This is a genomic window from Hydrococcus rivularis NIES-593, from assembly GCF_001904635.1.
Lineage (GTDB): Bacteria > Cyanobacteriota > Cyanobacteriia > Cyanobacteriales > Microcystaceae > Hydrococcus > Hydrococcus rivularis.
This window is the reverse complement of record NZ_MRCB01000005.1, coordinates 169602-193058: the sequence shown is the minus strand read 5'-3', so window position 1 is coordinate 193058 and position 23457 is coordinate 169602. Positions and strand designations below refer to the sequence as shown.

General features: G+C 44.6%; 21 protein-coding genes, 1 tRNA gene and 1 pseudogene. 9 read left to right on the top strand and 14 right to left on the bottom strand.

From position 1 onward, the window contains the following. Positions 1-176 precede the first annotated feature (176 nt). Positions 177-1823, top strand: coding sequence for a phytoene desaturase family protein (locus tag NIES593_RS06855; protein WP_073598863.1), 1647 nt, complete (start codon positions 177-179; stop codon positions 1821-1823). Here NIES593_RS06855 and NIES593_RS06850 read toward each other — a convergent pair. Next, complete coding sequence (locus NIES593_RS06850) at positions 1787-2782, bottom strand: cyclase family protein (RefSeq protein WP_073598862.1); 996 nt, start codon at positions 2780-2782, stop codon at positions 1787-1789. The two genes, NIES593_RS06855 and NIES593_RS06850, sit on opposite strands and share 37 nt — an antisense overlap. A 20-nt stretch (positions 2783-2802) precedes the next feature. Continuing rightward, on the bottom strand, positions 2803-3327 hold the full coding sequence (locus NIES593_RS06845) for a hypothetical protein (RefSeq protein ID WP_073598861.1): 525 nt from the start codon (positions 3325-3327) through the stop codon (positions 2803-2805). 196 nt (positions 3328-3523) lie between these two features. Between NIES593_RS06845 and NIES593_RS06840 the strand changes: the two genes are divergently transcribed. Together NIES593_RS06840 and NIES593_RS06835 are read left to right on the top strand one after the other, a co-directional pair. Further along, complete coding sequence (locus tag NIES593_RS06840; RefSeq protein WP_073598860.1) at positions 3524-4048, top strand: orange carotenoid protein N-terminal domain-containing protein; 525 nt, start codon at positions 3524-3526, stop codon at positions 4046-4048. Between the two features lie 263 nt (positions 4049-4311). Next, entirely contained in the window at positions 4312-4989 is a 678-nt protein-coding gene (locus tag NIES593_RS06835; RefSeq protein WP_073598859.1) for an exonuclease, read from the top strand. 53 nt (positions 4990-5042) lie between these two features. Here the strand turns inward: NIES593_RS06835 and NIES593_RS23195 are convergent, their stop codons facing one another. After that, positions 5043-5705: a DUF4419 domain-containing protein gene (locus tag NIES593_RS23195; RefSeq protein WP_083602362.1), complete on the bottom strand. Its 663-nt coding sequence runs from the start codon at positions 5703-5705 to the stop codon at positions 5043-5045. Next, a complete protein-coding gene (locus NIES593_RS23190) occupies positions 5668-6102 on the bottom strand; it encodes a DUF4419 domain-containing protein (RefSeq protein WP_083602361.1) in 435 nt (144 codons plus the stop codon). Before NIES593_RS23190 ends, NIES593_RS23195 begins: the two co-directional genes overlap by 38 nt. Positions 6103-6487: 385 nt before the next feature. Here NIES593_RS23190 and NIES593_RS23450 point away from each other — a divergent pair, with 385 nt between their 5' ends. Then, positions 6488-6748 carry a hypothetical protein gene (locus tag NIES593_RS23450; protein WP_139253643.1) on the top strand — a complete coding sequence of 87 codons (261 nt, stop codon included), beginning with the start codon at positions 6488-6490 and terminating at the stop codon, positions 6746-6748. Positions 6749-6842: 94 nt separating this feature from the next. On the opposite strand, the gene NIES593_RS06825 is transcribed toward NIES593_RS23450, so the two are convergent. The 5 genes and pseudogenes from NIES593_RS06825 to NIES593_RS06805 all read right to left on the bottom strand — a co-directional run bounded on the left by NIES593_RS06825 (position 6843) and on the right by NIES593_RS06805 (position 17170). Beyond that, complete coding sequence (locus NIES593_RS06825) at positions 6843-9728, bottom strand: glycerol-3-phosphate acyltransferase (RefSeq protein WP_073598858.1); 2886 nt, start codon at positions 9726-9728, stop codon at positions 6843-6845. Positions 9729-10065: 337 nt separating this feature from the next. Next, the gene (locus NIES593_RS06820; protein ID WP_073598857.1) at positions 10066-10920 is read right to left on the bottom strand and encodes a hypothetical protein; all 855 of its coding nucleotides are present in this window, start codon (positions 10918-10920) and stop codon (positions 10066-10068) included. Between the two features lie 401 nt (positions 10921-11321). After that, positions 11322-12636: pseudogene (locus NIES593_RS25455) on the bottom strand (ATP-binding protein). Between the two features lie 39 nt (positions 12637-12675). After that, complete coding sequence (locus NIES593_RS06810) at positions 12676-14367, bottom strand: potassium channel family protein (protein WP_073598856.1); 1692 nt, start codon at positions 14365-14367, stop codon at positions 12676-12678. Between the two features lie 76 nt (positions 14368-14443). Further along, positions 14444-17170 (bottom strand): CBS domain-containing protein, encoded by a 2727-nt coding sequence (locus NIES593_RS06805; protein ID WP_073598855.1) that lies wholly within the window; start codon positions 17168-17170, stop codon positions 14444-14446. Positions 17171-17599: 429 nt separating this feature from the next. On the opposite strand from NIES593_RS06805, the gene psbZ reads away from it, so the two are divergent. Both psbZ and ribH read left to right on the top strand, forming a co-directional pair. Beyond that, positions 17600-17788: a photosystem II reaction center protein PsbZ gene (gene psbZ, locus NIES593_RS06800; protein ID WP_073598854.1), complete on the top strand. Its 189-nt coding sequence runs from the start codon at positions 17600-17602 to the stop codon at positions 17786-17788. A 127-nt stretch (positions 17789-17915) separates the two neighbouring features. Beyond that, entirely contained in the window at positions 17916-18521 is a 606-nt protein-coding gene (gene ribH, locus NIES593_RS06795) for a 6,7-dimethyl-8-ribityllumazine synthase (protein WP_073598853.1), read from the top strand. Positions 18522-18560: 39 nt separating this feature from the next. Here ribH and NIES593_RS06790 read toward each other — a convergent pair whose 3' ends face one another. The 5 genes from NIES593_RS06790 to NIES593_RS06770 all read right to left on the bottom strand — a co-directional run bounded on the left by NIES593_RS06790 (position 18561) and on the right by NIES593_RS06770 (position 21339). After that, entirely contained in the window at positions 18561-18764 is a 204-nt protein-coding gene (locus tag NIES593_RS06790) for a hypothetical protein (protein WP_073598852.1), read from the bottom strand. Between the two features lie 64 nt (positions 18765-18828). Further along, entirely contained in the window at positions 18829-19206 is a 378-nt protein-coding gene (locus tag NIES593_RS06785) for a hypothetical protein (RefSeq protein ID WP_073598851.1), read from the bottom strand. 17 nt (positions 19207-19223) lie between these two features. Further along, positions 19224-19523 carry a DUF1830 domain-containing protein gene (locus tag NIES593_RS06780; RefSeq protein WP_245817336.1) on the bottom strand — a complete coding sequence of 100 codons (300 nt, stop codon included), beginning with the start codon at positions 19521-19523 and terminating at the stop codon, positions 19224-19226. A 274-nt stretch (positions 19524-19797) separates the two neighbouring features. Further along, positions 19798-20514, bottom strand: a complete 717-nt coding sequence (locus tag NIES593_RS06775; RefSeq protein WP_217651839.1) for a Crp/Fnr family transcriptional regulator — start codon at positions 20512-20514, stop codon at positions 19798-19800. A 105-nt stretch (positions 20515-20619) separates the two neighbouring features. Then, positions 20620-21339 carry a Crp/Fnr family transcriptional regulator gene (locus tag NIES593_RS06770; protein ID WP_073598849.1) on the bottom strand — a complete coding sequence of 240 codons (720 nt, stop codon included), beginning with the start codon at positions 21337-21339 and terminating at the stop codon, positions 20620-20622. A 121-nt stretch (positions 21340-21460) separates the two neighbouring features. Between NIES593_RS06770 and NIES593_RS06765 the strand changes: the two genes are divergently transcribed. The 3 genes from NIES593_RS06765 (at position 21461) to NIES593_RS06755 (ending at position 23373) form a co-directional block, all read left to right on the top strand. After that, positions 21461-21532: transfer RNA gene (locus NIES593_RS06765), tRNA-Gly, on the top strand. 166 nt (positions 21533-21698) lie between these two features. Then, complete coding sequence (locus NIES593_RS06760) at positions 21699-22100, top strand: hypothetical protein (RefSeq protein ID WP_073598848.1); 402 nt, start codon at positions 21699-21701, stop codon at positions 22098-22100. A 10-nt stretch (positions 22101-22110) separates the two neighbouring features. Beyond that, positions 22111-23373, top strand: a complete 1263-nt coding sequence (locus NIES593_RS06755) for a glutamate-5-semialdehyde dehydrogenase (RefSeq protein ID WP_073598847.1) — start codon at positions 22111-22113, stop codon at positions 23371-23373. Positions 23374-23457 lie beyond the last annotated feature (84 nt).

The following is a 23457-nucleotide window of genomic DNA, read 5'->3' as shown; positions in this document are numbered from 1 at the left end:
CAGTAATAATTACAGCCTTAGCGTAAGTTTCTGTACGGTTGCTACCAAAACGCCACATATTGGCGCTAGATTAAATGTTGACAGCGTAAACATCCATGAAGAACTCATTTATCTAGGTTTTTATTGAACTTTTGCGATGCGATCGCTTCACCATCAACAATTCAGGAAGAAATAATATGAATACCTCACACTACGACATAATCCTAATCGGTTCGGGGATGGGCGCTCTAACCGCCGCGAGTTTGATGGCACAGATGCGAGGAAAAAGAATCTTAGTCCTAGAACGCCATTTCAAAGCAGGCGGATATACCCATTCCTTCAAGCGACAAAAGTTCCATTGGGATGTCGGCATTCACTATGTCGGAGAAATGGGAGAAGGTTCTCAAATGCGCCGCTTATTCGATCTAGTGACTCAAGGACGAGTTGGCTGGCAAAAAATGCCCGACTTGTTTGAGAAGTTCGTCTATCCCGACTTCACCTTTAATCTATACAGCAATAAAGAACGCTATATTCGGGATTTAATCGAGCAATTCCCCAAAGAAGAAAAAGCGATTCGCCAATATTTCCGCGATACGGCTAAAGCAGCGAGCGCTCTTGGGATGCAGGCAACGAGCAAATCTGGCGGCTGGTTGAAGTTGCTGGGTGCCGTTGTCAACCTATTCAATCCTCCCAGACTCAACCTAACGACTCAGGAATATTTAGACAGACATTTTCAAAATCCCAAACTGAAAGCCTTATTAGTGTCTCAATGGGGAACTTACGGACTTCCACCAAGCAAGAGTCCTTTTGCCGTTCACTCGGCGATCGCGCAACATTATTTAGAGGGGGCATACTATCCCGTTGGCGGTGCGGGTAATATTGCAGCCAGCGTTCGAGAGACTGTAGAAGCGAGCGGGGGTAAGTTTCTCTTAAACCGTGAAGCCACCGAGATTTTAATAGAAAATAGCAAAGCAGTGGGAGTCAGGGTTCGCAAAGTCAATGCCAAGGAAGAGACTTTTGAGGAATATTATGCCCCCGTCATTGTCAGTAATGTAGGAGCGACGGCTACTTATCTCAAACTGATTCCCAGCGATTATCCTATTTCTTTCCGCGAGTCGCTACGACGCTTTGTAGAGCAGCATTCCCCAGTGACGAATGTTACCCTGTATTTAGGATTTTCCGAAGATCCGTGCAAACTAGGATTTCAAGGGGAGAATCACTGGATTTACGAGAGTTTTGACCACGATAGTATTTATAATCGCCGGGGTAAATGGATTGAAGATGGAAAACCGATGGGAGTATATCTGTCGTTTCCGTCGCTCAAAGATCCCCAGGCGAAGGCTCATACCGCAGAAATTATTGCTTGGGCAGATTATGAAACATTTGCTCGCTGGCGGGAGCAATCTTGGTTGAGACGAGATGAGGAGTATAGGGCACTCAAACAGCGGTTGAGCCAAGCGTTAATCGACTTGGTAGATCGCCATTATCCCGGATTGGCAAAAATTATTGAGTACCAAGAACTTTCAACGCCGCTAACTAACGAGCATTTTACAGGACACGATCGCGGGGGAATTTATGGACTGCCTATTGCTCCCGAACGCTTTGAGAAGGAAAATGCTGCTTGGACTCATCCGAAAACTCCCGTAGCGGGACTATATCTAACGGGTGCGGATTTGTTTATGGGAGGTATTGTTCCTGCTATGATGGGCGGCGTAGTTACTGTAGCCAATCTCCCGGATGGGATTTCTCTGCCTCAAGTCTTCATGGCGGCGGGACGGTTCAAATCAGCAATGGAGAAACAGGAGTCTCACCTAACGCGCACGCCGAGAGCCTTGTCCCAATGAATTGGCTTCTCTGACTTGGGCAAGGGAGCTTCTGGAGTCTGTCCCACCGATACCCCATACTTCCAGTCTGACGGGCAAATAGCAATATAGCGTGCATATCCTCCCAAACCGCCTTTGAACTTGGAATATCCGATGGCTACCAAAGCCCCCGTTTCAGGCACCCGATCTAAATTTGCCACTCCTTCTGCCTGGGTATAGCCATTGTGTAAGAGCCAAGCTTCTCCTTCGAGAGTAGGCGTACTGTCGGTATCGAGCGGCTCGTGCCCGTGCAGTAAGATTTTGCGCTCTAGGTGTAGAAATTTGAGCGCTTCGAGCCCTACGCCAGGAAATTTGCGTCTTTTAGCCAGATTGGGGTTAGGCCATTCCTTAGACCAATCAGAGCGCACGAAGACAACCGAGCCTTCGGGAATCTTACCGTGCTTTTTCTCCCAAGCGAGAATATCCTCAACGGCAAGGTGATAATTGGGGTCTTTGGCAACTTTGTCTTGGATGGGAATGACGACGAGCGGACGAATGGCATAAGTGGCTGGGAGTTCGTCGATGGTTGGATAGTAAGGATCCCAATGGGCGGGTGGATCTAACTGAGTACCGAGCTGATCCGTAGCTAAGTCGTAGTGGGTTGCCTCGAAGCCATCGGTTTCGTAGGTGTAGGGTTTGCCAGTCTTGGGGTTGACTGTCGGCTCGAACTTGGACGGTCCAAACCCTTCCCAGACGGGAATTGAAGGCGCGATCGCATGGGTGAGATCGACATATTTGGCGCTCTTGAGCGACTGCTGATAGACTTGCCACAGAGAAGGCTCGCGTCTAGACTGTATCGCCTCTGCGGGTAAAGAGATCGTTGCGATCGCCAACGCTACAAAACAAAGGATTGTAACAATAGCTCTCTTGGCTAACTGACTAAAAAATCTATCTAAAACGCTTTTTAGAAAGGATTTGACGCGCAAGATAGCCTTACTCATAAGAAAAGCTTGCTTTAGGTCTATTGATAACTAGATCTATTATCTAGTAGTCGCTGGATGTTAAATCGCTGCTTCTCGTCATTTCCAGCAATAAAAATTATTTTATCTTTGACTAACTCCTTCTCTTCGGCAGTGAGAGGTCGCGTTTTCTCTAGAACGGATTGAATGATGGGAACATAGGTAAAAGCTTCCTCAGCTGCCTCTTGAACTTCTAGTTGCAGTTTAGTCAGTTGGACGATTTCTTGTGCTCCTTGAATTACGGGAGCGAGGATATCGGTTTTTTGAGGAACTTGCGACTTTTGCAGGCGAGAACTTTCTGGGGGAACGTAAAACAAATGTTCGGCAGTCATGCCATCGGGGAATTTGTCCGCTTCGATTTCCCCTCTTTCCCACATTTGCTGGAGAATCTCTAAAGCTTGCGTTCGATTTTGTAGGGTATCTCCTTCTTTCCCTTCTACCTCAATGAGAATCCCTTCTTGCTCGTCGGCAGGCTGGTTAATATCGCTAACCGCTACAAAATGGGTAATAGTCTTCCGTCTAGCCATTATTTTTAATCCTCAAGTTTAAAATTTACGCTGAAGTATCGATACAATCGTACTATAAAATTGGGAGAAATGTCTTTTTCTTGGCGCTCTAAATTTTGTCTTCTTAAAGTTATAAATAAACTCTGTCTTGCGTTAGGCGACGTTTCGCGATCGCAATGACTAAATTTATAGTGGAATTTAAGAAGAAATTTAAATCATGACTTTAGGAAAAGAAGGCTCTAATATCCTCTCAGAAAATACTCAAAAAATTTTCCAACAGTATACACAATTAAGCACTGATGAAAAATTAGCTTTGCTTTATTTTATTTATGAAAACATGGGAGATTCAATTACCCCAGCCGCTCCGAATGCTGCCGATTTAAACCTAACTTCCTCTGTAATAGAAGTCATTTTTAACCTATCTGAGGACGAACAACTTGAAATAATGCGAGATATTGTTAACTGTAAAGATACAGAGTACTCGCGGGCTTATGGGGGTTTAACGCCTAACAACCAATTATTGGTATGGTACGCCTGGGCGCAAGCGATGGGAGACACTGTTGTCGATCTTCCCGACGATTATAAAGCAACAGAAGCCATCAGTAATGTTCTATCTCAAATTAAAAAACTTGAATTTGAAGAACAAATTTCTGTCCTGCGCGAGATAGCGTCTAATATGGGCTACACTGAAGTTAAGCGAGTTTCGTCTCAAGCTGAAGTAGGTATAACGCCAAGTTTATAATTGACGGCAATTTTAACAGGTCAAGTCGCTTCGCTGAGACCGTCCTCGGAGCGGGAGCTACGTGCGGGCGAGTTCGTAATTGATAATTCGTAATTACGAATTACGAATTATTTGGTCAGGGTGCATTTTCTGCTATTGGTTCGGTAACTCCGCTTAAGAGATAGTTCGCCTCTTTGTATGAGCCTTATATAGTTGAAAATGCCGCCTAAGACTCTGTTATTACCTCCCCTTCAAGTCAAATCTTTGCGACAAAATGGCAGTAAATGTTATTACCTCCCCTTCAAGTCAAATCTTTGCGACAAAATGGCAGTAAATATTATGTTGATGCTAGGGGAATTCGTTTCCCTAGCGTCAGCACCATTCTTAATGCTACCAAACCTCAAGCGGAGCGAGACAGGTTGTTTAACTGGCGGCAGCGTCTCGGTACGGAGGAAGCTAAGCGAGTTTCCACAACAACCAGTCGTCGCGGCACTAAAACTCATCAATATATTAAAAGTTACTTGCAAGGTGAAGACTTGCCTTGTTCTGATACTAGTCTTCCTTATTGGGAGAGTATTAAACCAGTTTTAGAAAATATCGATCTCGTTAAGCTAATTGAAAGTCCTATCGTCCACTACGATTTAAGCTATGCTGGAATCGTGGACTGCGTTGCCAGCTATAAAGGCGTTCCCTGCGTCTGCGAGTGGAAGACAGCCGATAAGCCTAAAGGTTCGCTCGAACGTTTATTTGACTTTCCCCTTCAATTAATTGCGTATTTAGGAGCGGTTAATTCTTCCTATGAAAATTTTGGTATCGAGCTAGATCGCGCTTTGCTAGTTGTAGCCATTCCTAATATGCCTGCCGAAGTATTTTGGTTCGAGAAAGCAGAGATTGACTTTTACTGGCAGCAGTGGAAAGGACGAGTTAATGCCTATCGGAGTGCCCAAGCACAAAATAAATAAGTAGTTGTCCTAAAAAATTTCTAAATCCAATAAAATTGAACGTTTTAGTCAGATTAAGTTATAGCCCAACCAATTTCTGCTTGTAGAGCCAAATTATTTCGATCTTGAGAAACGCCAACAAAACCTCCAATAAAATTCATATTAAATATTTCTTGATAGTATTTCCAAACAAAAGGAACTTGTGATAAACCAACCGGAAAACAATCCATGGTTGATGCGGCTAAATATGGACTGTCCCAATTTTTAATTGCTGCATCTACATAAGGATTTATTTCAGTGTAATTTCCTTGTATATCTCTGAGATAAGGAAAAAAGACGTTAATCCAACCTGTAATTGAAACTCCTTCAGAAATATCATCAAATTTGTAGAAAGAACGCCAAAATTGTCGAGCGATTTTCCCGCTAGCAGTAGCAATAAATTCATCCAACACAGGAATCAACACATCAACCCATTTTTCTAACCCAAAACGATCGAAATTTTCTACTCGCTGACGGATTGACTGCCAATCTTCTACCGTTCCTAATAAAGTAATTTCAGGAATACCGCACATAGTATATACTTCATACTCAAAATAGTGTTTGACTACATCCATCAAGACCATCTCGGAAACTGTTTTTTCTAACATACCAGTAGTAGAAAAATCACAGACAATTAAATCTCGTTTCTCCCCAATATATTCAGCAATTTTTTTCGGAAAATTGATGTAAAAGTTCATACCAATAATTTTCCGATGAGTTTTTCAAAAAATCATTTCGGATGATGGTAATAGTTTTTTTGCCGAAATGATTGACAAAATGATGACGAAATTTTTCAGGATGGCGATTAATATGTAAAGCCAGTCCTTGAGTTAAACAAAGCCAAACAACATCTGGAGAGATAATTAAAGGATAGTGATGGGCAAAAGCTAAATGAACCGCACCTATAAATGGATGAGTATATATCTTTGCCAATAAATTTTTCTTGACTCGCGAGAAAGCTTTAGGTTTGGTTTTCAGTAGGTTTCTCAGTGCTGTTTCATATTTAATAACAGATAATTTTCTTTGATTCCTCTCAACATCAGAAACTTGAAAATTAATACCTGATGTTAACTTGGACGTGAATTGAGTTTTCATGCCAAAATATCAAATCCGGTTGATTACCCATAATTAACTGACTGCCTCCAACCACAAATGATAACAGGTTAACCCTCGAACTCGCTCTCTTTGACCAAGCAAGGTACGACATCGCCCTCTCCGTCACTTCTTCCAAATCATCTAAACTAGCAAAAGTACGATTGGAGATCGCTTCGTTAGTCAACATATTTTGTTACTTTTTGGAATGAAATAGCCCTGACCTTCAAATGTAAGAGCTACTCCCAATAGAAATATTGTATGTTCGCTAAAAGCTCAACAATATATCAATGTTTCCAGATACATAAACGGTTGGTATGAAACTGATGTTTGTGGTGGGGGTTATATTCACGAAAGCCAACTTAGATTTTAGTTTTCCAAAATCTTAATGATGCCTATTCGATCGTCAATTTGCACTCGCCGACCATCTCGCAATAGGCAGATACAATGTCTAGAGTGTGTCGAGAACGATCGCAATATGCCAGGGAAAGATATCTTAACTATCGATTACGCTCAAGTGCAACTCCACGACTATTCAGATGGACTAGCTCGACACAAGTTACGCCTGGTTATCGATTACATTAACAGCAATTTGAACAAGGATCTGCGGTTAATGGAGATCGCGAACCTTCTCGATCTTACGAGCTAAATCCAGCCATATTAAGCGTCCAGAAGCTGATGCGCGATCGCGTTGCCAAGACTACTTTAACAACCCTGTAATTAAAATAATCATATTCAGAACTTTAATCTTCCAATATTTCCACCACCCCCATTTGACCGTCAACTCGCACTCGCTGACCATCTCGCAACAGGTGAGTTGCATTATGAATATCCATGACGGCGGGAATCCCGTACTCGCGAGCAACGATCGCGCCATGGGATAAAGCACCGCCAACTTCAGCAATAATGCCGCCAGCACGAGCGAGGATAGCTGTCCAACCGGAATCGGTATAGGGAACGACGAGAATGGTTTGTGGGTCGATTTCGCCCATCTGTTGAAGCGTTGTGAGAATTTTGACTTGCCCTTCTGCTATGCCAGGACTGGCAGCAATCCCCTGCAATCGTCCTTTGGCAGGCAGAGGCGCAGCAGACAGAAAAGAGGTTTTCGGACTGCCGTAGACAACGAAGGGAACGTGAGTAATCGCTTGATTCTTCTTATATTGAGTTCGTCGTTGTTGGATGAGTTGAGGCAACCGTTCTTTCAGTTCGGGATCGGAATTTTCAATCAAGCAGTGAATTTCATCAAATTCCAGAAAAAAGATATCTCCTTGAGCCGAAAGCGTGCCGTCTTTAAGCCAGAGTTTCTCTAGAGCGACAAAAGTCCATCGAAGATGGGCAAGCAGTTGCGAGTAGATTTCAGTCGCTTGTCCCTTGAGATTGAGGCGCTTTTGTACGAGTCGTACTTTCCATGCCTGCGTTGGCACTGCGTTCTCTTTCGGTTGCGGCGGATGAAAGAGAAAGCGGGTAAATAGCGCTCTCATCGGGCGAGGATCTTCTATCCAGCGAGGAACTGCGATATCGGTTGCCACTTCGCTCAGGTAGCCATAGCGTTCCAGCCATTGTTTAAACTGTTCTAAAATGTTTTGTCCGTCGGGGGTTTCTGCCAAATATGCGAATAGGGAGGGACAGCTATAACCGCTCAATTGTTCGATAGGTAGCAAGTTGCGAGCATAAACAGCAAGATCGGCAAGCGATCGCGAGGAGGCAACTTCTGGCGTTTGGCTGTTATCAAGTTGTTCGGGGGATACTTTAAGGATTGCTTGTCGCAGGGCAAGACTTAGAGGGGTAAGAATGCTGTAGTAAGTTGCCTGTTTCAGCACGGATAAAATCGTATCTATCCTTTCCCATAACTCCGAAGGAGACGAGTTTGATAGAGGGATAGCTTGGATCAAATTAAAAGTTGGCGTAAAGTATCGCTTTTTGTCTCGCTCAAAGTCTCGCTCTAAATTCCACTCTCTTTCCAATAACCTCAGCAATCCCGGAAGGTTGCGCAAGGTAGACTGCAAAGGAGGCTTGCTAAATTTTGCGCCTCTGGTGAGAAACTCTAAACTTTCTGAGGGGAGTCCCATGCGGCGAAAAATCTTGCCCAACAGCGTCGCGTTAAAATAGGCGCGTTGGTAATGGAGGGTTGCCGTTTCGTTAAAATCCAAGCCCTTCGCCCGTTTTCCCAAAACTAGCGTAAAAATCTCGCCCCACACGCCACAGGTAAGGGGACGATTGAGTGACCACGTTAGCGGACGAATGACCCCTGGAATGACTTCAGCCGCAATCTTGCGCGTCCAAATCGGATGCAGATTAGTAATCGATCGCGCTTGCAGCAACCACAACTGTTGTCCGTCAAAAGTCCATTCGATATCTTGAGGAATGCCGTGATACAGATCTTCTATTTCCCGCGTTATTTGGGCAACTAATTGCAGTAATTCTCGCGGAACGTCCCCATTTTCTGAATTCTGTCTGGGCGAACTGCCGTTTGCTCCTACTTCTATATAATATCTTTCGGGAGTAACTTTCCCCGATACCACTCGCGCTGCGTCTCCTGGCAAGGCTTCGATGACAACGGCTGTATTCAAGGGATTGATGGGATCGCGGCTAAAAGCAACGCCAGAAAAAACACCTCGAACCTGTTTTTGAATCAATACCGCCATCGCAGCATTAGTTTGATTTCTGTCCTGACGATACCTGACGGCAGAGGGAAGGCTGTAGGAGGTTTGACAGTCGAGAATGGCAGCCTGTAGGGCTTCGCGGCTAGTAACGTTCAAAATGGTAATATACTGTCCTGCTGCTGAGGCGGTTTCCGAGTCTTCGCCAATGGCTGAAGAACGAACGACCAAGGGATTTTCAACCGAGGGTTCGAGAAAGGCAAGTAACGGTTGCGGATCGTCGCCTGGGGGAAGAACCCAGCCATCGGGAACGTCGTAACCCAATCGTTTTAGGCGCGAGAGAGTCGCAGCTTTTTGTCCGACTTTCCGAGCATCAAGCTTATCATCTAAAGAGAGGATGGCGCGATCGCCTTGGAAAAAACGAAACATTTTTCGCGCTCCTATTTTTGCCGATCGCGAGGGAAGATCGAGATCGTCGGGGATTTTTTGATAGATCCAGGCAAGCAACCCAGCCAGCGCGATCGCAACAGCAATGTATTCGCCACTATTAGGGTGTCGCAAAGCTAAAATTAGAGCTAGCACCAACAGTCCTACCAAACGTCCGGATTTGCGCTCCCGAAAGATCGTAAAACTAACTCCTCCAATGAGAATGGTCAAAAGGGCAGCTTTCCAATCGTGAGCGACAATTCCCCAGAATACATTCGTCGTTCCGGCACCTTTGCCCATCCAATAACGTCCGGCAACTAGGGCAATTAAGGTGATTAACTCCCATACTGGTTGGGAGGGAAAGAACCCACGGGCTAAGAAAACAGCCACAATTCCTTTCGCTGCTTCTGACAAAACGGCTAATATTCCTACAAGGATACCGCCGTGATAAAAAGCTGCCGAGACGGAGATATTTCCCGTTCCCAATCTCGCTAGCTTTCGTCCCGTCAGTCCATAGGTAATCCAGTCAATTAGAGGAAGTCCTCCTAGCAGAGGACAGACTATAAAAATTAGTAGAGAACCCCAAAGCTGTGTAAGCGTCATTTGATGTTTAAACCAATCCTTTGGATAGAGTCAGGGGCTTGCTCATAATACTAGGGTATCTGCTATTTTTTCGGAATTCAAAATCTAGACGATCCTAAACCTAGCACGAGTTCGAATCATCCATCCGTTGTATCTGAGATCTGGCACCATTCTCAACAACTGCTGTTGTCATTCATTTCCCGTCCGATCGAAAAAGTCTTCTAAACAAGACCCGATAGGAATTTCAGTCGATTTTAATCGAGTTGGCATCAACGCCTAGAACTTTAGTTCTAGGCGTTGATGCTTCAAAAATCTAATGAAGTCGGAAGTCGGAAGTAGAGAGCGAATCAAGTTTCGGTTAAATACTATCTAAAAGTTCGTCCCATTCTTCCCATTGTGGGGCTGATGCTTCTGAGATGTTTCTATCCCCATCAGTCTGAGTCGTCAATAAAGCCTCTTGTGTTTTTTCTGCTGGTTCTATTTCTGTTAAGGATTGTTTTTGCTCCTCAAGCTGACAGATATGTAATTGCAGATCGTTAACCGAATCTAGTAATTGTTGTTTCTGGCTTTCTAATTCGTATAAGTCGCGATCGAGTTGCTCTTTTTGGGCATATATTTCTGAAATATAGTCTTGCAGTTGCTGGTATTCTTCTCTTAATAAGGTTAAGCAAGATTCATCTCGATCGATTTGTTCTTGTCGATCTGCAATGATTTGGTCGAGTTCTTTTTTAAAATAGCTCATTTGCTGCAATTCTACTTGCAAAGCTTCACAAGCTTTTTCTAACTCCTGCTTTTGTTCGCAAAGTCGCGGTAATTCTTGTTGGATTTCTTCTCTTCGTTCGTGTAGTTCGTTAATTTGGTTGATTAGATAATTTCTTTCTGCATTTAAATTTCCAAGGCTCAATTCGATTTCTTGTCTGACGTTTGTTGTCGTCATTAAAGATTGACGCAGTTGATTTTCATAATTTTCAAGGCGATCGATCTCGTCTCTGAGAGCTTGAGCTTTATTTTTTAAAGCGTTTCTGACTACTCGCTCTTGTCTGAGGTTTTTTCTATCTACAACTGATGCTCCGATAAAACTAGCAGTTGTTGCGATCGCACCCGTTGTCAGTGCTTTTTTTATATCTCTGTCGGCGATGAATCCAATACCACAACCTGCGCCAAAAGCCACTAAACAGAGCAAAATCCGATTCGCTAGCTTGGTTGACGGCATCTCAATTACTTATCCTGCCTTACCAATACAAGGGTTATGCAAAAATCTAACAAAGAATTTTATTTTTTACAAAAATCTAAGATTTTGAGGTTGGGTTGCCTTCTCTTAAAATAGCAAAAGTTTTCTATAAAGAGGAGCGATCGCGATGACAAAATCTGGAAATTGAGAATTCCACCATAAATAACAATCGTTCAAATGGCATCCGGTTACGGGATTTTTCAGTGTGTCTATGTCTTAGACATAATATGTAGTGCGCTCATCGTAGCGTGCGCGTAAGCGCATGCGTCTCGCTTGCGATCGCGATGGTTGCACTTCTTTAATTACGATCGTATAATTGGATTCGATATTAGTAGTTAGACTACCCATTAACACCTAACCACTATCCATTAACCACTAACCAATTACTGTTTACTGTTAATCGCTAATTCTCCTCTCAAAAAATCGATAAATTGTCTGGCAGTTCTTCCCGAACGTCCGTTATGACGAGTTGCCCATTGTTTGGCACGAAATTCTAATTCATTATTATCGAGAGGAATGTTAGCTAATTGTGCTAAATAACGAACGATTGCTAGATAAGTATCTTGATTGACGGGTTCAAAAGTAAGCGTCAAACCAAAGCGATCGCTAAAGGATAATTTTTCTTGTAGTGTATCCCAAGAATGCACTTCATCTCCATCGTTCGGACGAGGGCGATCGCTAAAAAATTCTCTCACTAAATGCCGTCGATTGGAAGTCGCATAAACCAAGACATTTTGTGCTTTAGCGGTCAAACTACCTTCTAAAACAACCTTGAGTGATTTAAAAGCATCATCATCTTCTTCAAAAGATAAATCGTCCACAAAAATAATAAATTTCTGAGGTAAATCTCGCAATTTTTCTAAAATAATTGGAAGGTCTTTTAATTCAGATTTACTAACTTCAATTAATCTCAATCCCTGGGAGCTATATTGATTTAATAATCCTTTAACTAAAGAGGATTTTCCCGAACCGCGACTGCCATAAAGTAGAACATGAAGGGCAGGATATCCATCCAGTTAAAAGAAATTTAGTATTTTTGAGTAAGGCTTCTTTTTGAGACTCGTAGCCAACGATTTCTCTTAACTCAATTGGATCGGGATGAGCAATTCCCAGTAATTTTCCCTCTTGCCAGCGTAAAGCTTTATATTTAGCAAAAATTCCCGTCCCATTTTTTTGATAATAAATAGCTAATTCTTCTAAAGCATCTTCCCAATTCTCGTGCCAAAGGATAAAAGATTTCGAGATAGGTTCTGAATTCCAAGCAACAGGAGTTACCGATACTTGCGTCGCTGTTTGTACCCATTGGCTAATCTGTTGCGGACTACAACGATAGAGATTCTGTAAGATTTTTAGATCGTGTTTTGCCGCAGCAATTAGCGATCGCGGTAATTTTTCTAAGGGAACGGTTTGAACTTGTCTGCTAAAAGGATTATCATCGTGTAAAATTTGTGTTATTAAATAATCGCACCAGCTTTGATTTAGAGCAGCTAAACTCTTAAACCAATTTCCATAAGCTTGCAAACAATTAATCGGAGTAAATGGTTGCGTTTTCGGATCGCTTTTACTGCGATCTAGCGTTTGTAGGAGATCGATAAAAGACCTTCCCACTTCATCTTGTAAAACCGATTGGTATAGCAGTAGGGAAGCAACTTGGTTATGGAGAAATTTGCTCGAAGTAATAACAGAATTATTAGTCATAATCAATTCCGAATTCCTAATTCAGAATTCCGAATTCTATTAACCTACCATCATTTCCGAATCGTTAGTACGCCACAACTGTTCTAGTGCGGTTGCTGGCATGGTTAGATAAAGTACGTCTTCTGGTGCCAGACGAGTTTCCAAAAGCTCCCAACTATGAATTGTATAGTTTTTTCGTTCGATATAAAGGGGAACAAAATTAGCCTTCACGGCAGATTCTTTTACAGCTTTGCCACAGAAGGGATGGTTGGGAGTAATAAGAGTCGCTAGCGCTATCCATAATAGATCGTCAGTCATGCCATTGCCTAAAATTTTGCCTCCTAAGGCAGCAGCGGCAAAAGAAGGAGTTGCCAACTCAGTCGGACACAACACGCTATCAAACTCAAAAATTTCTTGCACCGACTGAGCGAATTGAGGATCTTGAGAGCGAACGACAACCGATAATTTTGGAGAAACAGCTTTAGCAGTTAAGGCGATCTCTACGTTTACCATGTCGTTGCTAGTGACGACGATAAGAGCTTCTGCGCGATCGCTATTGGCTGCTTTGAGCGTCGCGCTCATGCGGGCATCTTCTAGAATAATCGGAATGCCAAGAGAGCGAGCAGTATGTAAAAAGCGGTTATTATCATCCGATTCAATGACGACAACTTCGTGTCCTTGAGCGTGCAATTGACGCGCAATTTGCGTGCCAATCCCCCCTAAGCCACAGATAATATAATGGTTGCGGGTAGGAACTCGTGCCGCGTCCCAAAATTGTTTGAGGCGGCTGCCCAGAATAAAATCGTTGAGCAGAGCGTAACAAATTCCAATGACTCCCGCGCCGACAATCATCATAATGACAGTAAAGATTTTGATGCTAGCAGGAGCTTTTTCAACCACGTCTTCCTCTCCGCCAGCCCCCGTAATCATGCCGACGGAGAAATAGAGTGCATCTACAATAGAAGTATTGTAATTGACGCAAACATAGGTCAGAGTTGCCACAAAAATCATTGCTAGCAGCGACAGACTGACAAGCGTGACAGGACGAACGTAGCGCTGATATTGACGCAGATTAGCGATCGCTTTGACAAATTTTTGCCAAAAAGAACGGCGTTTGACGCGAATCGTCGGTTTAGTCCCGATAATTAAATGATCTCCTGTCTGCAAGGTTTTCCCTCCCACGACTGCCGAAATCAAATCGATTTCTCCGTCTTTGGGTAAGTAGTAAATCAGCATTCGCGAGGGATCGTCCCAAAGGTCGCTCAACTTCAATCCTTGCCACGGATGATTCTCGCCAATGAGAATTTCTTGTATTGGCCAGGTACAATTGTAGAGTTCTAATTGTCCGATCGCTTTATTCCCCAATGCCGCAAAAGAAAATATTGGTGCTGCCAGTGCGGAAACGCTCATACTGACATGATCGGGCAAAACGCGATCTAAGCGTTCTCCCAAGGTTTGATTGAACAGGCGGTTAATGATGCGAATGCGAGGATTGAGCAATCGCGCTTGGGTTAAAACTCCTAAATTAATTGCATCGTTATCGCTGGCAAGCACGAGAGTATAAGCGTCTTTAATTCCAGCAGCTACGAGGGTAGCAGGAGAACGCAAATCTCCAACAACGATATTTTCGCTCCCTTCGCCAGGAATGGGGCGATCGCTTATGCCAAAAACCGCTGCGCCCTGTTGTTTGAGCAAGCAAAAAATCTTATACCCAGTACGACCTAAGCCGCAGACAATGATTCGGGGTTTCATCGATTTGCCTAGCTAGCCGCTATCGTTCAAAAGCTAAACTTTAATCTTCCCCTATAAATCTGCTAGAGAACTGTAGCTAGCAACACAATCGATTCCTGGCTTTTAGATCTTGCAAAAACCTTTCTGCTTCCTCGCGGGTACCGATCTTTCCATCGAGAGTTGCTGCTAACAACTCGTCTAAAATTTCTCTGTACTGGGGACCGGGTTTATAACCCATTGCTTTAAGATCGTTTCCATCCAATGGCGAGCGAACTTGCGACCATCGAGCGAGATAGTGCCAAATTGTACGACGGATGTTTATTGAACTTCTAATGGCGACTAGAATTAAACTCGCCAATTTATATTGACGCAATAAGTTGACGACTTCGCTAGGGCGATCGCACTTTGGCAAAGCGCTATTGACTTCTCGTTCGATGGTTTTTAATTGCTCTAGTCGTTCGAGGCTATCTTTCGGTAACTGAAGATTGGTAGCAATTTTAACGCCTTCTGACGATTCTATAGCGCTCAACAAAACTTCTAATCTAATTAACCAGTGATGCAAAAGATTTTCTGGATCGAGCCACCTCAACCAACGAGAGACGCAGCGAATTTGCCACCATAATTTTTTATCCAACACTAAAGTAGGATGCAAACAGCGCAACGCTCCCAAATCGGCAAGCAATCGCAGGGCAGGCTTCCAATAATCGGCTTCGAGAATATAATGTAATTCTGCTTTTAGTCGAGTCGTGAGCGCGGGTGCGGGATGATTTTCTAGTTTTAGGCGATCGTAAACGCCACTTTCGATCGCATAGCGGATGTATTCTTCGGTTTGAGGCTCGATTTCAAATCCTAGCCTGACGGCAAAGCGTACTGCTCGATAAATTCTGGTCGGATCTTCGATAAAACTATTGGCATGTAGCACTCGAATTTGACGCGATCGCAAGTCGAGCATTCCGCCAAAGAAATCTAATAATTCCCCTTCTTTTGGAGAAGTCAACCGCACGGCTAGGGCATTGATAGTAAAATCCCGTCGGTATAAGTCTTGGCGAATCGAACTCGCCTCAACTTCTGGGTTAGCGGCAGGATAGGGATAGAATTCTGTCCGCGCCGTGGCGATATCGACCCACAGAGAGCCGAATTCGGGGTCTTTGTGCCATAAGAGGGCTGCCGTTTGAAACTCGCCATGAACCGATAAACGCGCCTGCGGATAAATTTCTCGCAGCCTAGCGGCTAATTCTACCCCCGCACCGACATCGGCGGAGCGATGAAACCCGTCTACTACCAAATCAATATCTTGCAAAAGTAGAGATTCGTGGTTTTCTGCCAACAGTAAATCTCGAACTGCTCCCCCGACTAGGTAGAGATGCCAACCGCGCTGTTGTGCCTCTTGTGCCGCTTTAGTGAGAAATTGCCAAAGCGACGGGCGCAGGCGATTTTGGAGTGAAGGCAGCAGACAAGAAACCAGCGGCTCTTTTCTCCCTTGTTCGTCTCGCTTGTGAGTGCGATCGTTATGAATTTGTCGCAGAACATCTGTGCGCGTGACAATGCCGATTAATTGACCGGACTCTACTACGGGCAAGCGTCCGACATCATAAGTGACCATGATCGATTCAATATCTGGCAGGGGCGTATCTGGTTTAATTGTCCGCAAATTTCGGGTCATGTAGCCTTTGACGGGTGCATGACTAAAACCGTGATGCAAGGCTAAATCGATATCCCGTCGAGAAATTACCCCCACCAAGCGATCGCTCTCGTCCACCACCGATAAGCCAGAATGACCGTAACGGAATAAAATTCGCTGCGCCTGTTCGATGGTGGTATCGGGACGAATGGTACGCACGGGAGAAGACATCAAATCCCTTGCCGTTGGCGGGTGAGGAATTTGTTCTTTGAGTCGCTCGACTAATTCTCGTAACGTCGCTTCTGGATCGACTCCTCGCAGAATCACAGAGGCTGCTTGCGCGTGTCCGCCGCCGCCCAATGGCTCGAATAACTGATGAAGATTGGTCCCCTCAATGCGCGATCGCCCGATAATCGTTAACCTGACTTCTTTATAGGTATTGTCTCCTCTACCCCTGCTGTACTGATGGGCAAACAGCAAGGCATCGCTTTCGGTTAACTCGATCAATCGTTCTGCCAGATTGGACAATCCCGGCACGAAAGTCTCGGTGGTCAGGAGAACCGAAGCAATCGCGTAACCTCGGACGACGGTCGTTTGTAGCTTTTCGATCGCTTCTGTCAGTAATTGCTGTAAATGAGGCGGAAAACCCGGATCGGCATATTCCGCGATCGTTTTGACATTTGCCCCCATCTCCATCAGCCACGCCAAAGCGCGAGCATCGCGAGCCGTACTTTGGGGAAATGTCAGCGAACCCGTATCCACGTGAATTCCTAGCGCCATGACAGTCGCTTCTACGGGGTTCAATCGAATCTTCGCCTGCTGCAATCGTTCGACAATGAGGGTGGTGGTTGCACCTACTGCTTCAATTTGCTTCTCTGTCGCCGGAATATCCGAGCTACTATCGAGATGATGGTCGTAAATCGCGATCGCTTTCACTTGTGGGAGATCGAACCATTCAGCCGCTTTTCCCAAGCGATCGCGCTGTTGGTTATCTACCACTGCCAAAGAGCGAATTTTTTTCGGATTGACGCTGCGCATTTCGATGAGCGACAATTCGTCTCGATGCAGCGCCAAAAAGTCTCGCACGGCTGGATGCGCTCCCCCGGTCAAAACAATCCTGCTGCCAATTTTCAGCCGCGACAGCCCCACTGCTGCCCCCAGCACGTCAAAATCAGCCGTCTGATGACACAAAATTAAATCCATCGTTCGATTTTAGATTTTGAATTGGTCAATTGTCCTTTGTCATTGGTCATTGGTCATGTGATGAAAGGATTTTAGATTTTGGTCGCCGTTCCGCAGATTTTGGATTGGGGATCGGTTAGTAGGGGCGGGTTTATCTAAAAACCCTAGATATTTACCTACATTTAGTAGAAAAAACCGCCCGTACAGTGGTTAGTCGTTAATTGTCTCCCCATCTTTCCACTCTTCCTTGTCCCCTTGTCTCCTCGTCTCAAAAGTCCCCCAGTCTTCTTCTCCCATTTCCTACTCTACCGCGTCTGATAAATCCAGTGAGACAGATGGGTCAATTTTTGGTAGCGTACTATTCAGGAGTATTTTAAGATCGTCCACCTAAAGGTGAGAATTATCAAAGGCTCACTTTCTGTAATAGGAGAACTCTAGGAGAACTATAAAATGACTTTCATTTTTCAACTCGCGCTGCTTGCTTTAGTTGCATTCTCTTTTGTCATGGTGATTGGGGTTCCGGTGGCTTATGCTTCCCCCCAAAACTGGGATCAATCCAAACCTTTACTCTTTGTTGGTTCTGCAATTTGGGTTGCTCTCGTTATCCTAGTCGCTGTTTTAAACTTTTTCGTTATCTAAGAGAAAATAGCTTAGCCAACACAGACCAGGGAAAATTCAAAGTTAGAATATAGCAGTTCGGAGTTATTCTTCTTTAACTCCGAACTCCCAACTCCCAACTCTAATTGCTGATAACTAATTATTAAATATGGCTGTTTTCGAGGGCACTTTTACTCAAGATCCGTCTTCTTTGCGTTTTGCGATCGTCATTGGTCGATTCAATGACTTGGTGACGGGCAAACTCTTGTCTGGATGCCAAGATTGTCTTAAACGTCACGGAGTCGATGTCGATCCCAACGGAACGCAAGTAGACTATTTTTGGGTGCCGGGGAGTTTTGAAATTCCTATGCTAGCGCGAAAAGTGGCAGCTTCTCATGCTTACGACGCAGTAATTTGTCTGGGGGCAGTGATTCGCGGACAAACTCCCCATTTCGATTATGTTTCTGCTGAAGCAGCTAAGGGAGTGGCAGCGGCTAGCTTTCAAACCGGAGTACCAGTCATTTTTGGCATTCTGACAGCAGATACGATGCAGCAAGCTTTAGAAAGGGCAGGAATCAAAAGCAATCACGGCTGGAATTATGCGCTAGACGCGCTGGAAATGGCAAATTTGATGCGACAAGTCAACCGTCAAATTCCCTCCCCTGCCTACAACAGCCGTGGCGAGTTGAATGGGGAAATTACCTCAGCTTTACCTGTCTCCTCTGAAAGTAATGCGATCGCGCCGGAATCTCTTGAAGAGGTCAAGGAAAAATGAGGCTTCAACTGAGATCTTACAGGTTATCCCAAAAGGAATTTATTCCTCGGCGGTTGATGCGACTTCAAAATCTGATTCTTCTAAAGATAACAACAAAGGCTCATTATCATCTTCATCTTCAAGAGGATTTTTCAGTAACTTAACTATCCAGCGACCCGATTTCTCCTCGGCTTGAAGCTCCCCATAAATACCTACTGCGTATTCAGGATAAATAACCCTAATCAAAGTTCCTACCTGAAGCATTTAAAGAAAATTTCAAGTCAAAAAATGCACGATTTTGATTGTTTTAGTCGCTTAAACTGCAAGACTAATTGCTTTGATTGTTCCTAATTAAAGGAGTAATATCGAGATTATAAATTACTTTTTCCTTTTGAGGGATTCGATAATTAGCCCAGTCTGGATTATCTTGGAGGAGAAGAATTATCCCCGAACGAATCCAATTTTCTATGCGTAACCGCTCGTCCGAAGGAAAGGATGTCAAATTTGGGTCTTCGGAAAGCTTTTTAGTATTCTCAATCACTATATGTCGATTGCGAACATGATTGAGGACATAAGCAATTAGCCTTTGCCGCCAATAAGGAATAGAGAAGGCTACTTGATAAGGATATTCAGGATAATACACCAAAATATCTTCAATTTCTTTAATGACAAATAGCAAAGTTAAGTTGACAATTTGGTAAGACATTGACTTCAACTTCTCTCTTATTTTGTGACATTAAGTTTTTCTTCAGTAACGCGCAACTGCTGGCAAGGAATGACATCACTAATAACGGTGACGTCATTCTGGCTGGTGTGAATTTCTAATTTGGTATCTGCTACTGTCTCAAACAGTAATTTCTGACCTGGAAAAACGACTTTTTCCCAATGGCAATAGTGACAATTAGGAATATTGGTAATTCGTATTCTCTGAATTCGACTGGTAGCATTGATATAGAAGCATAGAAGCTGGAAATCGCTCGGAGTTGCTATAGATTGCTCGGGGTGCTCATGTATTTGAATCACGATCGCTAGCTCCGACTGAGAACAATTCTATTTAGATTTACCGCATCTAGCTCAGGAAGCCTAGCAACTTTTGCAATAATGGATTTAAAGCTGTCATCTCGCGATTGACAATTTCTAAATACTAGAAAAGAAGCTTTGCTTCCTGGTTATGAATTCTTAAATTTTTGTTCTTAAAAGCTTTTTTCAACTATCTTTTTAGATGCTATATAGATTTAGGAGTTTTATCTGTACGTTAGCGTACACAAATTCCTCATCTTTACAATTGATTAAACATTTAACCTCGTCGAGAGTCAAGTAAGCGCATCAGTTCGCTTTGTACGAGGCGATAACATTCACATGCAGCGGCTTCCAAATTCTCCCGATCCATGATGGTAATCTTTCCGCGGCTATAGCGAATCATTCCCGCTCTTTGAAGGGTAGCCGCTGCCACCGTAACGCCAGAACGACGGATCCCCAGCATATTGGCGATAAATTCCTGAGTCAGCGGGAACTCATGTTTCTGGATACAATCTTGAACTGATAGTAGCCAGCGAGCAAGCCGCTCCTCTATAGTATGCTGACGGTTGCAGGCAGCACTTTGCGACACCTGAGTCAATAGCGCTTGGGTATATAGTAGCAGCCGTCGTTGGAGTTCTCCTCCTCGATGAAACTCCTCCTTAAGCACGTTGGCATCTAGCTTCATTGCTCCGTCTGGAATTTGCACGATCGCGCAGTTAGTCGTGAACTCTCCTCCTAAAAAGACGGGGAGTCCTACCATGCCTTCATTGCCCACCAAGCCAACTTCGGTTGTCGAGCCGTCCTCCATAATCGAGACGAGAGAAATCATGGCTCGATTGGGAAAATAAACCTCCCTAATCGTTTCTCCAGGTTCGTAGAGAACTTGTCCGGCAGAAAGCGATACAAACTGTAGGTGGGGAGCAAGACGCTGGTATTCCGATCTCGGTAAAGCGGTTAGCAGTTGGTTAATAGGAACAGAGTTGTCTTCGGGCACCGATAATAGAAATCTCCTGCAAATGAGAAAATTAATCATACCTCTATCTGGGGGATTTTCAGTACGCTACCGTACATAGACGGGTAAAGGGTTTGGTTTTAAGATTCAACTGCTTGGCCTTGTGCCTAGCAAGCGGATCGACTCGCTGCGCACGAGGCGATAACACTCGCAGGCAGTTGCTTCTAACTCCGATTGATTGAGGATAGCAATCTGACCGCGACTATAGCGGATGAGTCCTGCTCTCTGAAAGGTGCCAGCCAATTGGGTGACGCTAGCGCGGCGCACTCCCAGCATCTCAGCGATGAATTGCTGAGTCAGCCGGAACTCGTCTTGCCCTACGCAGTCTCGAACTAACAGCAGCCAGCGAGCTAACTGCTGCTCTAGTCGATGACGGGATTTGCACGCAGAAATTTGGGAGATTTGAGTCAATAGCACTTGGGTATAGAGTAGCAACCGTTTTTGTAGTTCTCCCCCTCTGTCAAACTCTCTTTTAAGCACGCTAGCATCCAGCTTCATGGCATTTCCGGCAATCTGCACGATAGCGCGGTTGACGGTAAAATCGCCTCCCAAAAATGCGGGGAGTCCCACGATGCCTTCATTGCCCACCAAGCCGATTTCAGTTGTTGAGTTGTCTGCGAGCGCAGAAACGAGAGAAATCATGGCGCGAGCGGGAAAATAAACCTCCCTAATCGGTTCGCCAGGCTCGTAGAGTGCCTGTCCGAGGAAAAGCGAGACAGGCTCTAGGTGAGGAACGAGACGCTGATACTCTGAGTCTGGCAAAGCTGCCAGTAGTTGATTGACGGGAACGCGCAAAGCTTCAGACACAATAGGGAGAGTAATTACAACCCGATCTCCATGTCAAATGGTAACTTTAATTTCTTGGATTGGGCTAAGCCCTTGACAGATGAAAATCCTTCTGAGATACTAGAAAAGGTGCTAAGATTATGCGGGTATAGCTCAGTGGTAGAGCGTCACCTTGCCAAGGTGAACGTCGCGCGTTCGAATCGCGTTACCCGCTTTTAAGATAAAATAAAGTATAACCAGTTAAAGCCCAGCCAGAGAAAGGTGCTAAAATTGATAGTCTGACTCGTTTCGTTAATGAGACATTAAATTCGCTTGATATCTTGATTCGAGTGCTGAGACTATACTATATAGTGCCAATGCTCTAACGATCGTTAACGCTTGTGCGACCTCAGAAGTCTCTGAAAATAGATTTAAGTAAAGAGTATCCTTGTCCCTGTCGGCGGCGCGGTCGTCTGTTACCGATTCTGCTGACAGACGCATTTGGCTGCGATCGCTGCCAGCAAATTTTTGTCGTTGATGAAAAAAATCAGATAATAGAACAATTATCTTCTAACTATCCCGGCAAACGCGCTTGGCGCTGGACGGGATATCGTTGGATTGCTGCTGGCTTCGGAGACAGTGGGCTGCCTTTTATGTTGGTCATGCTCCTGGCGACGATCGTCATCGTGCTTGCCCTGGCATTGCGATCGCTGCCGAGTATCGGTATGATTTGGGCAGCGATCGTAGTAGGATTGATTTTTAGTATAGTAGTACTGATGTCATGGCTAGCCAATCGGCATTAAAGGTCAAAATATGACGCAAGAAAGCTCCTCCACCCCTCTGCTTGCCCAAGCCAAGCGCGCCCAGAACGCTTTTGTCGAATTGGGAAAAAGCAGTGGCTTGGAGCGCAATCGGGGGGTTAGAGCGATGGTTCGAGGGCTTCAGGATGCCTTTAACGATATTCTGGAAGCTAACACCCTCGATCTGGAAATGAGCCGAGAAATGGCAGTCCCGGAAATGATCTTAGAGTGGTTAAAGCTTACGCCAAAACGGTTGCAAACAACGGTTGAGATTTTGCAACGGTTGGCAGAGTTACCCGATCCCCTGCAACAGGTAATCGTTGCCTCCTATCAACTGACTCCTTTCCAAACCTACTGTCAGCGCATGCCCCTAGGCACGATCGCTTTGATTCACGAAGCGTTTCCCGAATTAGGCGCGATCGCTGCCGGGTTGTGTCTGAAAACGGGGAATAGCCTTATCCTGCGCGGATGTAGCGCTTCGAGCTATGCTAACGCGGTTATTGCCAAAGCGCTACAAAATGCCCTAGAAGACGCTGGATTGCCGGCGGGATGTATAGAAGCAATTCCCTCGGATTCGGGAACTTCGATTCAAGAGCTAGTAACCCAAGACCAGTATATTAACTTGGTGATTCCCTACGGTCGTCCCAGTTTAGTCGAACAAGTGACGCAACTGGCAACTGCCCCCGTTCTCAAATCAGCCATGGGAAATTGCTATCTCTATTGGTCGCTTAGTGGCGATCTCGATCTCGTGCGCTGGATTGTTATCGACAGCCATGAGAGCGAACCCGATCCGGTCAACGCGATCGAGAAAGTTTTGCTCGGTCCCAATCACAATCCTTCGTTGTTAGTGCGTCTGTTTAATAGCCTTCAAGAAAAGGGATTTGAGTTGAGAGGCGATCGAGAATTATTAGCAGACTTCTCCGACTATTTAGCGCCAGCCACCGAGATAGAATGGGGCAAACCCTATCTCGATAAGATCGTCGCTTTTAAAGTCGTTGGGGATCTTTCGGAAGCGATCGCCTGGATTAATCGCTACAGCAGCGGTCATGCCGATTGCCTGGTGACAGAATCTTATCAAGAGAGCCGCCAATTTGCGATGGAAATCGATAGCGCCCTAGTTTTTATTAATTCATCGCCTCGCTTCTCGCGCAATCCCAAACAGGGAGAATCCGTATTTTTAGGAATATCCAACCAGAAAGGTCATCGTCGGGGACTGATTAGCTTAGAAACCTTTACGACTCTCAAACAAGTAGTGCAGGGGAACGGGAAGCATTAAAAATGCTGAATATTGCTACTTTTTTTATTTTTTTCTGAGTTTTTGGGGCTTGTCTTCGTAGCCAATGTTACAAAATCATGACAT